6 protein-coding genes, 2 tRNA genes and 3 rRNA genes are annotated in these 13,451 nt (G+C 52.3%); 4 read left to right on the forward strand and 7 right to left on the reverse strand.

Annotated features, from left to right (window positions below; translation table 11 throughout):
* Positions 1 to 73: 73 nt before the first annotated feature.
* The 5 genes from rrf to HUU59_07055 form a co-directional block, all read right to left on the reverse strand.
* A 5S ribosomal RNA gene (rrf, locus tag HUU59_07035) occupies positions 74 to 190 on the reverse strand.
* Positions 191 to 300: 110 nt separating this feature from the next.
* Positions 301 to 3,196 (reverse strand): 23S ribosomal RNA (locus tag HUU59_07040).
* Positions 3,197 to 3,526: 330 nt separating this feature from the next.
* Positions 3,527 to 3,599 (reverse strand) — tRNA-Ala (locus HUU59_07045).
* Positions 3,600 to 3,628: 29 nt separating this feature from the next.
* Positions 3,629 to 3,702: transfer RNA gene (locus tag HUU59_07050), tRNA-Ile, on the reverse strand.
* A 189-nt stretch (positions 3,703 to 3,891) separates the two neighbouring features.
* Positions 3,892 to 5,371 (reverse strand): 16S ribosomal RNA (locus tag HUU59_07055).
* Together the 16S, 23S and 5S rRNA genes with 2 tRNA genes alongside form the textbook arrangement of a ribosomal RNA operon.
* Before the next feature lie 498 nt (positions 5,372 to 5,869).
* Between HUU59_07055 and HUU59_07060 the strand changes: the two genes are divergently transcribed.
* From HUU59_07060 to HUU59_07070, 3 genes are all read left to right on the forward strand, one after another.
* The gene (locus tag HUU59_07060) at positions 5,870 to 6,601 is read left to right on the forward strand and encodes a hypothetical protein (protein ID NUO19183.1); all 732 of its coding nucleotides are present in this window, start codon (positions 5,870 to 5,872) and stop codon (positions 6,599 to 6,601) included.
* A 159-nt stretch (positions 6,602 to 6,760) separates the two neighbouring features.
* Positions 6,761 to 8,248, forward strand: coding sequence for a S8 family serine peptidase (locus HUU59_07065; GenBank protein NUO19184.1), 1,488 nt, complete (start codon positions 6,761 to 6,763; stop codon positions 8,246 to 8,248).
* A 10-nt stretch (positions 8,249 to 8,258) separates the two neighbouring features.
* Complete coding sequence (locus HUU59_07070) at positions 8,259 to 9,182, forward strand: cation transporter (GenBank protein ID NUO19185.1); 924 nt, start codon at positions 8,259 to 8,261, stop codon at positions 9,180 to 9,182.
* Positions 9,183 to 9,193: 11 nt separating this feature from the next.
* On the opposite strand, the gene HUU59_07075 is transcribed toward HUU59_07070, so the two are convergent.
* Positions 9,194 to 10,165, reverse strand: coding sequence for a D-2-hydroxyacid dehydrogenase (locus HUU59_07075; protein NUO19186.1), 972 nt, complete (start codon positions 10,163 to 10,165; stop codon positions 9,194 to 9,196).
* 24 nt (positions 10,166 to 10,189) lie between these two features.
* On the opposite strand from HUU59_07075, the gene HUU59_07080 reads away from it, so the two are divergent.
* Positions 10,190 to 11,392: an MFS transporter gene (locus HUU59_07080; GenBank protein ID NUO19187.1), complete on the forward strand. Its 1,203-nt coding sequence runs from the start codon at positions 10,190 to 10,192 to the stop codon at positions 11,390 to 11,392.
* On the opposite strand, the gene HUU59_07085 is transcribed toward HUU59_07080, so the two are convergent.
* A complete protein-coding gene (locus HUU59_07085) occupies positions 11,381 to 13,426 on the reverse strand; it encodes a CPBP family intramembrane metalloprotease (protein NUO19188.1) in 2,046 nt (681 codons plus the stop codon). The genes HUU59_07080 and HUU59_07085 overlap by 12 nt on opposite strands.
* Positions 13,427 to 13,451 lie beyond the last annotated feature (25 nt).

Consider the following 13,451-nt stretch of genomic DNA (forward strand, 5'->3'; position numbering starts at 1 on the left):
CTCTTGCATCCTGAAAATCATACCCAAAGAAAAAGCCCTTGACTCAGAAAGTCAAGGGCTTGTCAAATAATATTCCCGCTGATGCCCTACTCTCCCAGCCAGTTGCCCGGCAAGTACCATCGGCGAAGAAAGGCTTAACGACTCTGTTCGGAATGGGAAGAGGTGTGGCCCTTTCTCTATGACCAGCGGAAAAAAACAACAACAATTGGAAGGATGCAATCTTCGCGAGACCCAATTTCTCGAGCCCGAGGAAGCAATTCTCAGTGGAAGCTTCGGGAAGCGGTTGGCTTCCGAAGACAATTATATTGATCAAGCCGAACGATCTATTAGTACTACTCGGCTGAATGCATTACTGCACTTACACCTGTAGCCTATCAACCTTGTCATCTTCAAGGGATCTTCAGGGAATCCTAATCTTGGAGTCGGTTTCACACTTAGATGCTTTCAGCGTTTATCCGATCCGAACCTAGCTACCCGGCGCTGCAGCTGGCGCCACAACCGGTACACCAGAGGTTCGTCCATGCCGGTCCTCTCGTACTAAGCACAGCACTCCTCAAGATTCCTACGCCCACGGCGGATAGGGACCGAACTGTCTCACGACGTTCTGAACCCAGCTCGCGTGCCACTTTAATTGGCGAACAGCCAAACCCTTGGGACCTTCTCCAGCCCCAGGATGTGACGAGCCGACATCGAGGTGCCAAACCGCCGCGTCGATGTGAACTCTTGGCGGCGATAAGCCTGTTATCCCCGGGGTACCTTTTGTCCGATGAGCGACGGCATTTCCATTCACTACCGCCGGATCACTAAGCCCTAGTTTCCTACCTGCTTGACTTGTTTGTCTTGCAGTCAAGCTCCCTTATGCCTTTGCACTCTTTGCACGATTGCCGACCGTGCTGAGGGAACCTTTGGGCGCCTCCGTTACATTTTGGGAGGCGACCGCCCCAGTCAAACTACCCGCCTGACAGTGTCTCTGGTAATCCAAGGTTAGACATTCAACAGCTAAAGGGTGGTATTTCAACGTTGGCTCCACCGACGCTAGCGCGCCAGCTTCAAAGCCTCCCACCTATCCTACACATCAGAAGCTAAATGTCAGTGTCAGGGTATAGTAAAGGTCCACGGGGTCTCTCCGTCCTGCCGCGGGAACCCAGTATCTTCACTGAGATTGCAATTTCGTCGAGTCCAAGGTAGAGACAGCGCCCAGATCGTTACACCATTCGTGCAGGTCGGAACTTACCCGACAAGGAATTTCGCTACCTTAGGACCGTTATAGTTACGGCCGCCGTTTACTGGGGCTTGCTCCATGACAGATCCCCTTAACCTTCCAGCACCGGGCAGGTGTCAGGCCCTATACGTCGTCTTACGACTTCGCAGAGCCCTGTGTTTTTGGTAAACAGTCGCCTGGGCCTCTTCACTGCGACCCGCTTGCGCGGGCACTCCTTCTTCCGAAGTTACGGAGTTAGTTGGCCGAGTTCCTTTACCTTGGTTCTCTCGAGCACCTTAGGATACTCTCCTCGCCCACCTGAGTCGGTTTCGGGTACGGTCGCCTCGATTCTCCTTAGAAGTTTTTCCTGGCAGCTTGATTAGGGACACTTTGTGGGCTAAGCCCTCGTATTCGGCTTTCAGCCTTAGCCAGCGGATTTTCCTACTGACCAGCCTACGACCTTAAACCGGGATATCCATCACCCGGCTGTCCTTTCACTTCTGCGTCACTCCATCGTACAAACGAACCTTCAGCGGCCCATGAATATTAACATGGTTTCCATCGTCTACGCCTGTCGGCTTCAACTTAGGGACCGGCTAACCCTGGGAAGATTATCTTTACCCAGGAACCCTTGGGCTTACGGTGAACAGGTTTCTCACCTGTTTTCTCACTACTCATTCTGGCATAATCACTTCCAGGACCTCCACGGCTGCTCACGCTACCGCTTCATCAGCAACTGGAATGCTCCCCTACCGATCGTAAAACGATCCCGCAATTTCGGCGGATACCTTGAGTCCCGTGGATTTTCAGCGCAGATCTACTCGACCAGTGAGCTATTACGCACTCTTTAAATGGTGGCTGCCTCTAAGCCAACATCCTGGTTGTTTTTGCGGACCCACCTCTTTAATCACTTAGGTATCACTTGGGGGCCTTAATTGGCGGTCTGGGTTCTTCCCCTCTCGTCCACACAGCTTATCCCACGTAGGCTGACTCCCAGGGTTCAAATGATTGACATTCGGAGTTTGGTAAGGGACGGTACCGTGGTGACGGCCCTAACCTTTCCAGTGCTCTACCTTCAACATTCATCCCTGAGGCTATACCTCAATATATTTCGGGGAGTACGAGCTATCTCCGAGTTTGTTTGGCCTTTCACCCCTACGCACAGCTCATCCAGTGGGTTTTCAACCCCAATTAGTTCGGACCTCCATTTCATGTTACTGAAACTTCATCCTGGCCATGCGTAGCTCACCCGGCTTCGCGTCTACCGCCACTGACTCTTCGCCCTATTCAGACTCGCTTTCGCTGCGGCTCCGTGTCTGAAACACTTAACCTTGCCAGTGACGAGTAACTCGCCAGACCATTATGCAAAAGGTACGCAGTCACCCTTGCGGGCTCCTACAGCTTGTAAGCGCTAGGTTTCAGGTACTATTTCACTCCCCTCCCGGGGTGCTTTTCACCTTTCCCTCACGGTACTGGTTCACTATCGGTCACAAGAGAGTATTTAGCCTTGGATGATGGTCCACCCAAATTCAAGCAGGGTTCCACGTGCCCCGCCCTACTCGGGAACATCGACGTGAGACTAATTGATTTCGCCTACGGGAGTTTCACCCTCTGCGCTCCGACTTCCCAGTCGGTTCGACTATCAATTAGCTTTGTAACTCACTCAGACTGGTTACACAGTCCTGTCGAGTCCCATAACCCCCACGCTGCAACGCTGCAACGCTTTCACACAACGCGGGTTTAGGCTCTTTCCATTTCGCTCGCCGCTACTCTGAAAATCTCGGTTGATTTCTTTTCCAGCAGGTACTTAGATGTTTCAGTTCCCTGCGTTTACTCTTTACGTGATCAGGCATGACCCTGATCGGGTTTCCCCATTCGGACATCGCCGGGTCTATGGTTGTTTGCACCTCTCCGACGCTTATCGCAGCTTACCACGTCCTTCATCGCCTTCTTGTGCCAAGGCATCCACCTAACGCCCTTAGTAGCTTGATCAAAAAAATCCTTTTGAAGCTTGCAATTGCCGTTGAATGCCAACCGCTACCCAAAACTTCCAAGAACTTTGAACTGCTATCCTCGGTATCTTATTATGCTCGAGAAATGAACTTCTCAACGAAGTTGCATTTTTTCCTTCCAATTGTCAAAGAGCTTTCAACTACCCCTCCGCAGGGTAGATACTCACCGGCTTCATCATTCACCGGCGGATGTGGACCGGACTTACATCCGGCTCTCTAGTCAGCGACAACTATACTCGGCAGGAGTGCTTGTCGCGACAGAGACTTTCAAAAAACTTTTTACAAACAGATATATTCCGCCCCAATCGCATTGTGGAGCGTATCGGGATCGAACCGATGACCTCCGGCTTGCAAAGCCGGCGCTCTCCCAGCTGAGCTAACGCCCCAAGTCCGATTCCGTCAAGCCCGCGCATAGTGGGCCTGACAAGAGTTGAACTTGTGACCTCACGGTTATCAGCCGTGCGCTCTAACCAACTGAGCTACAGGCCCGAACAACGACCAGCAAATTTAACGACGGAGAACGACCTTGATCGGCCTATTGCCGACCAAGGCGCAGCCACACAAAGACTGCTTTGTCCGTCTACTATTACAATGGGAAATGTGCGATCTGAGAGGTTCCGCCACGAGTCAATAAAGGCCTTCGACCATATCCTGTGCGAATAAATCCGCACAAAGGATTCTCCTTAGAAAGGAGGTGATCCAACCGCACCTTCCGATACGGTTACCTTGTTACGACTTCACCCCAGTCACCGGGCTTACCTTAGATCCTTACCTCCTTGCGGTTGGCGAGGGATCGTCGGGTCCTACCGGCTCCCATGGTGTGACGGGCGGTGTGTACAAAGCCCGGGAACGTATTCAACGCGACCTGCTGATTCGCGTTTACTAGCGATTCCGACTTCATGTACTCGAGTTGCAGAGTACAATCCGAACTGAGACTGGTTTTTTACGATTAGCTTGACCTCGCGGTTTTGCGACGTTTTGTACCAGCCATTGTAGCACGTGTGTAGCCCTGGACGTAAGGGCCATGAGGACTTGACGTCATCCCCACCTTCCTCCGACTTAACGCCGGCAGTCTCCTTAGAGTTCCCAGCTTTACCTGATGGCAACTAAGGACAAGGGTTGCGCTCGTTGCGGGACTTAACCCAACATCTCACGACACGAGCTGACGACAGCCATGCAGCACCTATGTAGCGCTTCCCGAAGGAATACCTCACTTTCATGAGTTTACACTACACTTCGAGCCCAGGTAAGGTTCTTCGCGTTGCATCGAATTAAACCACATGCTCCACCGCTTGTGCGGGCTCCCGTCAATTCCTTTGAGTTTCACCCTTGCGAGCGTACTCCCCAGGTGGATCACTTAATGCGTTAGCGACGTCACCGAAGGGGTCGAATCCTCCGACGACTAGTGATCATCGTTTACGGTGTGGACTACCAGGGTATCTAATCCTGTTTGCTCCCCACACTTTCGCGCCTCAGCGTCAGTTGCAGACCAGTTGACCGCCTTCGCCTCCGGTGTTCTACCTGATATCTACGCATTCCACCGCTACACCAGGTATTCCATCAACCCCTTCTGCACTCAAGGGAGGTAGTTTCGAAAGCAATTGTACGGTTAAGCCGCACGATTTCACTCCCGACACACCTCTCCGCCTACGCGCCCTTTACACCCAGTCAATCCGGACAACGCTTGCACCTTCCGTATTACCGCGGCTGCTGGCACGGAATTAGCCGGTGCTTACTTTGGAGGTACCGTCAAACCCGCCAATAGCAGGCCATTCTTCCCTCCCTACAGAAGTTTACAATGCAGAGCACCTTCATCCTTCACGCGGCGTTGCTGCGTCAGGCTTTCGCCCATTGCGCAATATTCCTCACTGCTGCCTCCCGTAGGAGTCTGGGCCGTATCTCAGTCCCAGTGTGGCTGCCACCAACAAGCTAATAGGCCGCGACCCTATCCAAGACCGATAAATCTTTCAAGCTCAGATGATGCCATCCAAGCTCAACATGCGGTATTAGCGGAAGTTTCCCTCCGTTATTCCACAGTCTTGGGCAAGTTAGTCACGTGTTACGCACCCGTTCGCCACTAAGTATTGCTACTTCGTTCGACTTGCATGTGTTAAGCACGCCGCCAGCGTTCGTCCTGAGCCAGGATCAAACTCTCCGTTGTAAATTATTTACATGTGAATTTGTCCAATAAATTGTTCAGGGCCTTTCTGACATAATTCGGGCGGAACCTGTCAGAATCGCACATTTCCCATTGACAAAGATCATTTGGCGCTTCAACTGCCCTTAGTGGGTAAGAACGCCGGGCATTACCCGGCGCGCATGACCTACCGTAATTTGAAGCAGGCCATAATATAAGCACCTCCAACTTTCCTGTCAAGGCGATTCTTAACCACTTTCTGACTAACTTTATTGTTTATGTGTATATAAAATATGTTTTTATGTTTTTGTTAGAGAGGAGTTCTATTTCTGACCCGCCAACTCGGGAGGACTAATTTCTCTCGAATCGTGCTTCACTTTTCGGTTGCCACTCCCCTCAAAGTATCGTAAATTCAGACCTATGCTTCCTTTTCTTCTGCTTCTTGCGATTGGACAGTTGTTCGCCCAAAGTTTGTCCCCGATCATTGAGCCAAGGTCCACGGGTTTGGCTGGAGCTGTCGTGGCACTGTCCGCAGACCCTACCGGAGTATTATTCAATCCCGCCGGGCTATTCGCAATGCAGGGTATGGGATCCGATTTCACATACGGTACCACCACAGGATCGGCAACCGACAGAGTGATTATTGCATACGCCAATCCAGCCTCAGAAGAAGGAGCCCGCCTCGGAACAGGACTTTATGTTGACGGTCAGATCCGGCCTTCGGAGTGGAAGTACTATGTCCCTTATGTTGCCTCCCTTTGGAGTCCACTGCCGCGACTGGCTGTTGGCGCCAATCTAAGACTCATCCACGAAATCCCGCGTGCGGATTCCTTGGATGATAAGTGGAGCAATTCGATTGACCTTGGAGTTCTGACGGCCGGGAAGAATCTCAATTTTGGTGCGCGCGTCGAGCACGCATTTGGAGGTACATCGGTCGTGCAGAAGACTGCACAGTGGGGAATAGCTGCGCGATCCGACAACGGAAAATTCTCATTGAGTTACCAATGGGATGGTGAACTTATTGAAGAGGTCAAATACTCCTATTCCGCCTCAAGGCTTGGCCTGGAGTATATTCTCGGAAATTATGGAATCGTCCGCAGCGGTTACATCTGGTCAGATGTACATCGAATAACAATCGGCGGCGCCGTCGGATTGATAGAGGGCGGCACATTGATACAGGCAGGCTGGTCTTTTCCTGTCGAAAGGAAAGCGCCTACGGATTGGACACTGGGTATGTCATATCGGTTATAGAAAGGCCAAAGAATGCGTTTGATAGGTATATTTTCATTTATAGTATTAACTTTTGCCGGGCAAGTTTTGTCACAAACCTCGCGCAACTGGGTTTTTTTTCACGATAAATGCATTGTTCCCGGCCAAGAGCAGCGGGAACTCGATAACGCGCGAGCGAAGTTGTCCGAGCGGTCGATAGAACGGCGGTTGCGAAACGGTACCGACGTTGTAAGTTTGGGAGATATTCCGGTGCATGCCGATTACATCAGTCAAGTCCGGCAAACGGGAGCTCAGGTACGTGCCGTTAGCAAGTGGCTGAATGCAGTTAGTGTTGATGCATCCACTCAGCAACTTGAGCTCATTCGATCTCTCCCATTTGTTAAGGATACCCGGCAGTTCACGAAGAAATTGGCCATCGACTTGCCCCGCAGCAACGGATCTTCCCGCCTCGACAGCACGCAGTACGGAAACAGTTTCAGACAGAACGAAATTTGCCGTATCCCGGAGCTCCATGCGAGGGGCTTATCCGGAAGCGGCGTTCTTCTATGTATGTTGGACACGGGCTTTCGGACGGAGCATGTTGCGCTTCGGGATTTGAACTACCTTGCGATGCGGGATTTCATCTTTGGGGATTCAATTGTCGCAAACGAAGCTGGACAAGACTCGGCCGAACAGCATTCTCACGGCACTGCCGTCCTGTCTGCCGCTGCCGGACTTGACAGCAACAACATCATTGGTCCTGCATTCGGAGCACTTTGGATGCTTGCCAAAACGGAATATGTTCCAACCGAAACCGAAGTCGAGGAAGATTATTACGTTGCCGGAATGGAATGGGCGGACAGCGCAGGCGCCGATATCACCACATCGAGCTTGGGCTACATTGATTGGTACACACAAGATCAAATGGACGGTCGCTCCACCGTCGTCGCGCAAGCTGTCACGGAGGCACAGCGGCGGGGAATTCTCGTTCTAACGGCGCAAGGTAACGAGCGAAACTCGCAATGGGGAACAGTCATTTCCCCGGCAGACGCTGACAGCATTCTTGCTATCGGAGGCGTTGACTCCATGCTTAATCTGTCTGGTTTCTCATCACCCGGGCCTACCGCGGACGGCCGTATCAAGCCGGATGTTTCGGCGCAAGCTTCGGACGTCTGGTGCGCAATGGCATTCACGACTGATCAGTATTGGAGATTATCGGGAACTTCGCTTGCAACTCCAATTGCCGCCGGCATCGCAGCTCTTGTCATGGAAGCCAATCCGGACTGGACTGCCCAGCAAGTTCGGCATGCCATGATGGCTACTGCTTCACAGGCAGGTGCACCGGACAATGACCTGGGCTACGGAATTGTAGACGCCGTCGCCGCCGCAGATTACATATTCTCTGCAATTGACCGTTCGATAACCATTCCGGAGTCTCCAGCACTAACTGCATTTCCGAATCCGGTGAATGGTCATTTGAGATTGACGTTAAGTTCCTTGATCGACCAGCAAGGTGATTTCCGGCTGTATGACGCACTCGGACGTGTCGTCGCATCTTTCCAACAACGCGTGCAGATTGGTGAGAATTCATTCACCGTTCCTGTCGATGCATTCGCCAGCGGAAAGTACTTTGTCCGGTTTGAGGGACGACTTACGTCTCAGGTAGCTCCGATCGTCATTCTGAAATAGAACTTTCAAGATGCGTGTACAGCAAACGGCGAAGGTCTCGCTAACGCGCTTTGCGTGGCTCTCGGTTGCTGCTGCAATTGCAACAATCGCGCTGAAGACAAGTGCCTACTTCCTCACCGGTTCAGTAGGAATCCTATCGGATGCACTTGAATCATTGGTCAATTTGGCGGGTGCCGTCATCGCATTGGTAATGTTGAGCATTGCCGCCAAGCCCCCGGATGAGGACCACGAGTTTGGCCACGGCAAAGCGGAGTATTTTGCCAGCGGTGCCGAAGGAGCCATGATCATTTTCGCGGCCGGCAGTATTGCCGTTGCTGCTGTGAACAGATTACTTAATCCACAGCCGCTAGAACAGGTCGGGTTGGGCTTGGCGGTCACTCTTGCCGCCACTCTGATCAATCTTCTTGTTGCTATAGTAATCCGCCGGGCCGGGAAGGAGTATCACTCGGTTACTCTGGACGCAAATGCCCGTCATCTCATGACGGATGTTTGGACATCTGCCGGAGTGATTGCCGCTGTTGGTATCGTTGCTCTTAGCAAACTGCAATTCCTGGATCCGGTCATTGCACTTGTCGTTGCAGCGAATATCATACGCGAAGGAATTCACATTGTAAGAAGTTCAGTGCTCGGACTCATGGACACTGCAATTCCTGCCGAGGAACATGCCCGCATTGTCTCCGTGTTACAGAGCTATGAGGAGGATGAGGTCACCTACCATGCGCTTAGGACGCGGCAGGCCGGAAGACGCAGATTTGTCTCCGTTCATATTCTCGTGCCCGGCGATTGGACTGTTCATCAAGGACACGAGATGCTTGAGCAGATCGAGAACAAGCTGATTCAGGCGGTTCCGAATATTACCGTACTTACGCATCTGGAATCTCTTGAAGATCCGGCATCGTGGAAAGACATCGGACTCGACAGAGCCCCGGAATGAAAAGCGCGGTTTTAATAACCGCGCTTTTTGTCAACTTCAAATCTCAGCGGTCTGTTTTCAACAAATCGCAGGACATTCTCCACAAATATCTCATGGACTTTGTGCGTGTACTCGGGAAAGTTCCCGGACACGTGCGGAGTCATGAATACATTGGGCAGGTCAAAGAGTTCGGATTCGCCGGGCAGCGGTTCTTCGGCAAACACATCGAGAATAGCGTAACCAGGCCTACCTGCCTTCAAGGCAGAAATCAAGTCTGATTCGTCAACGATTGATCCTCTTGCAATATTGACAAAGACGCTCCCGGACTTCATCAGCGGAAAAATCCTGCGGTTAAACAGCCCTATTGACTTTGGAGTTGCGGGCAGCGCGATGATCACGATATCCGCCTCCTGCAACCGTTCTTCAAGCTGCTCCATTGGAAAGACCTCCACTACGTCTTTTCGCGGACGAGTGGCAATTGCCTCGACTACAAGCCCGTTTGCCTTCAATAGCTCGGATATCCCTTTTCCGACTTCTCCAAAACCGACAACCAATGCATGAAGGCCGTACAGAGTGCGCCTTGTCGTTGTCATTTTCCTTTTGGGTTCCTTCCAGTCCCTCGAAAGGCGCCACTCGTCGACATACTGAAATCGCTGAGCCCAGTAGAGCAAGCCTGCTAAAGTCCACTCTGCCATTGGTCGAGCGTGCATACCTCTGCTATTTGTCAATAGCACTTCGCTTTCCACGAACTCCTTAAAAAGACTGCGCTCCACGCCCGCGCTGGTCAAGTGTACCCAACGAAGGTGAGGAGCGGCCTTAAACATTGCGGGAGTCAGCCGGTGCGCGAGCAGGACACGGGCATCTGCGAGCAACTCGCAAGCCTCTTCTTCGGTATTCGCAAATTCAATACGTACACCTGCGTCAAACTCGCGCAACGCGTCGCGAAGCTCAGCCTGACGATCAGAATTCTGCGAAGCATATGATACTATTCTCAGTTCGTCCATTTATCCGGTTACAGTATTACTGTATTGAATTTTCTGAATCGCATTGTTCCTCGCGCTGTTCAGCCCCTATGGGCTGCCGCAAATGTGTCACTTATCGGCGACTCCCTGCATGATGTTGCAATCATGTGGCTGATTTATGATCTGACCGGCTCGCCCTCGGCCACCGGTGCTCTTGGAGTCGCACGCTACTTGCCTTCTATACTGATCGGAATCTTTGCGGGCGCTTGGGTCGATCGTGTGTCGAGAGAGTCCGTTCTGCTTTGGTGTGACGCAATTCGAATTCTGCTCGTCGGATTGATTGCCGGATTCGTTGCTGTGAACAGTATCGGACCGCTTGGTCTGTATGTCCTGGCTTTCGCTGTCTCGGTTTGCACTGTCTTCTTTGCTCCGGCGCGCGACGCCCTCGTTCCTCAACTTGTGTCAGCAAGTGAACTTAATCGTGCGACTTCGGCTCTACAAAGCAGTCTTGGAGTCGCCTATTTTGTCGGTCCACTCCTGGCAGCAGTTATGTTGCCGATAGTGGGACTGGCTGGCCTGTTCGGGCTTGACGCATTGACCTACGCAATCTCATTCCTTTTCCTGCTCTCGCTTAAACGAGGCACTAAAATTCAAGCGGCAGCAGAACCTCCGCTACGAATGGTTAAGGAAGGATTGGCCTACGCAAGACAGTCTGGATTGGTTCACGGACTACTATGGGTGACGGCCGTTGACAATTTTTTCATCATGGGATTGGCTATTGTCGGGACGCCAATTTACGTCAGAAATCACCTGGAACTTGGTGCAGAAGCTTATGCAGTTTTGCAAAGCTGCTTTGCGTTGGGAATCGTCGCCGGCAGCATTCTAGTACACAGGTTTGGCAGCCGCCTGCCTCGCGGGAAAACCCTGTTGTTTGCCATCGTTTTCGATGGTATCAGCTTCATGCCGCTCTATTTCGCCGATACATTGTTCACGGCGGCAATCATCTGGTTCATCCACAGCATCGGCATTCCCTTCATACTTATTCCTCGCACGTCACTCGTTCAAACCGAAGTTACGTCCTACATGCAGGGTCGAGTCTTCAGTCTTGTTCAGCTAACCGTAGTCGGTCTTTCGGCCCTAAGCTCCGGAGTCGTAGGCATAGTCCTGACATACACACCCCCGGAAGATTTGTATTTATACTTCGGACTCGCCGCAGGAATTGTCGGGGCTGTCGGATTCACAAACAAGTCTTTGCGATCACTCAGATGAACTCTCGTCAACTCCTTCTCGGCCGGCTGCCGTCAAGTTCGTTCTTGGCAGCAACGCGATCCCGGCACTAAGGAGTACCACTCCCGCAAGAATCCATGGCAGCGGCACCCAGGCTGCATCTTCGGCTGCCGCCCATCCCATGTTGATGAACCAGTCATCAAAACGATATACAAGAACACTTGCCGCATTATTCATGAAGTGCCCAAGAATCGCGGGAAAGATTGAGTTAGTCCTGATCGCGATGTACCCCAACAGAATGCCAAGGGCAAAGGTCGGGAGTAGGCGGTACGGGTTCAGGTGCAGAAAGGCGAAAATTAATGCGACGACCAGAATGGCAGGCCATGCACCAGAAACTCTGCTCATACCGCGCAGCATGAGCCCGCGACAGAGATGCTCCTCGACCACTGCGGGCAACACCGCAATCAACAGCAGTGCCTGCCAGATACTCAGGTTCTCAAGACCGGCAAACAAGTCTGAAAACTGCTCGATCATCTCCTCCGGAAACGGAAAGAACTGATGCTGTAGTGTGGCCAGCTCTACCGTCAAGATCCAACCGCCTGAAACGGCCAATATGACCGCCAGCCAGCTTCTCGGTACTGGAACCCGCCATCCAAAAGCCACACTTGGATCGAATCCACCCTGATATACCCACACGAAGCTCAGTGCCGCCAAAGCCCCTTGCACTAAGAGTATGCCTTGAAACGGCGAGTCGGAAGAAGCCAATCCTCCCGCCATTCCTACGACAATCACAGAAACGGCGCTGAGCAAAGCAACGCCGGCTGGTGAAAGCACTTTGCCCGCTTCCCGAACAGGTCTTGTGAAAAGCGCCCATTTCACGTCTTCCGCATGCCTGAACAAGACGCTCTCTCGATTAAACTGCACAGTGACCCAGTGAAGCGCCAGCACCGCCAAACCCGCCGTGCTCAATATCGTAATCGCAAACTCAAGCCAGGGTGCCTGACCGGAGAGCAGGCTTTTGGTAAGCAACGAAACGTTTGCGATCGGAATCACGGCCAGTAATGGAGACAACTCGACCCCCGGAATCATCGAGATCATAGCGGGAAGTATGCTTATCATCATGAGGGGAGTTAACATCCCCTGCCCTTCCTTGTAGGTCCGCGCCGTCACGGCAACCGCCATCGTCACGCCTGCGAACAGAACCGCCAGCGGAACTAAAGTGACCAGAACAAGCAGGAGGGACTTAAACGAGATAACCATTTCGGTTCCGAACCCGGCCGCGCCTCCCAGGGTGCTGACGGCATACAAGGTCGTGAAACCCATGCTTACCAGATTGAGAATCGCCGAAAGAAGTGCAGCTACGACGGTAGCGAGAAACTTGCCCAGAACAAGTTCTTGTCGCAATGCCGGGCTTACCAGCAATGTCTCTAATGTACCGCGCTCCTTTTCGCCTGCTGTCAAGTCAATGGCTGCGTAAAATGCGCCGGTCAAAGTCGTCAAAATCAGAAAATAGCCGAGAATCCGGCCAAGCGCGGAACCGGCCTGTTCCTGCTCAGTAGCCTCGTCAATGGCTGCAAAGGCCACAGGATGGATGTAACTCGAATCTACTCCAAGTCCGGCGATCCGCTGCTCGACAATCTCCTCACGATAGACCTTTACCTGCTCTTCCACTCTGCGGCGTATCTGTTCGGAGAAATCACGGCTGCTCAAGAAATGCACAGTCACTTCGCCTGTCCGACCTGCCAACAGGCTGTCACGAAATCCGGGCGAAAAGGCAATTGCCGCGTCAATCTCGCCTTCTTTCAGCCGGTCATGCCAGCCTGCTGAGTCAGTGAGGTCTAATCGTACAGTATCCCCAAATAGATTGCCGGGCACATACTCCGGTGTCAAGACCGCCACGACACCCTTTTGTTCCTTCATGCGGCCAGCTTGAAGCAGAGTGAGCTGCATGATTCCGATAAAGATGATGGGGTACATCAGCAGCGGCAAGACAACGGTCACCATCAACGTTCTGCGGTCCCGATAGAGGTCGCGCAGTTCCTTGACAAGCACGGTCTTCACTGATGTCATGTTCATATTTTTGCCACTCGAAGTATTCGAT

Source organism: bacterium, assembly GCA_013360195.1.
Classification (GTDB): domain Bacteria; phylum Electryoneota; class RPQS01; order RPQS01; family RPQS01; genus JABWCQ01.